This is a genomic window from Sunxiuqinia sp. sy24, assembly GCF_052677165.1.
Genome location: NZ_JBQYLH010000047.1, coordinates 1 through 699, shown reverse-complemented (window position 1 = coordinate 699; position 699 = coordinate 1). Strand labels below are relative to the sequence as shown.

Genomic DNA, 699 nt, shown 5'->3' with positions numbered 1-699 from the left:
AACTTCAATTATTTGCTTACTTATTTTGCTAAGCAATTTCTCATTTGGGCAGACAGCAGATACGCTGATTGTCCAAAATAGCAGTGATCGCAATTGGTGGGCCGGAATTATTGGTCTCGGACAGTTGATGCCTTTGCAGGAAAACTTCGAAGTGAACACCTATGGAAAAGGATTTGGCAACCAGGTACAACCCCTGTTACTATCGGATCAGGGGGATGTCATTTGGAGCGAATCTCCTCTGCACATCATCCTCAAATCAGGTCAGTTAACCGTAATCAGTAATGACAAAATCATCCACTCCGAAGGTCATGGAAACCTGAAGGGAGCCTACTTGCATGCCAGTAATACTTACTTTGCTCCTTCAGGCAAAACCCCTGATGAAATTCTGTTTACAAGCCCTCAATACAACACCTGGATTGAGTTAATGTATGATCAGAATCAAAAAGATATTCTGAAGTATGCCCACGCCATAAAAGGCAATAACTATCCGGCAGGCGTATTGATGATTGACGACAACTGGCAAGAAGATTATGGCAAGTGGAACTTTCATGAAGGACGATTTGATGATCCTAAAGCCATGATGGATGAGTTACACGATATGGGATTTAAGGTGATGCTGTGGGTATGCCCCTTTGTGAGCCCCGACTGCGATGTGTATCGTGCACTGGATAAAAAAGGCTATTTCATCAAAGACAAGTC

General features: G+C 43.1%; 1 protein-coding gene. It reads left to right on the top strand.

The window, feature by feature from the left end:
• Nucleotides 1-699: TIM-barrel domain-containing protein (locus ACUNWA_RS19025; RefSeq protein ID WP_445593512.1), on the top strand; the 699-nt coding region annotated here is incomplete at both ends.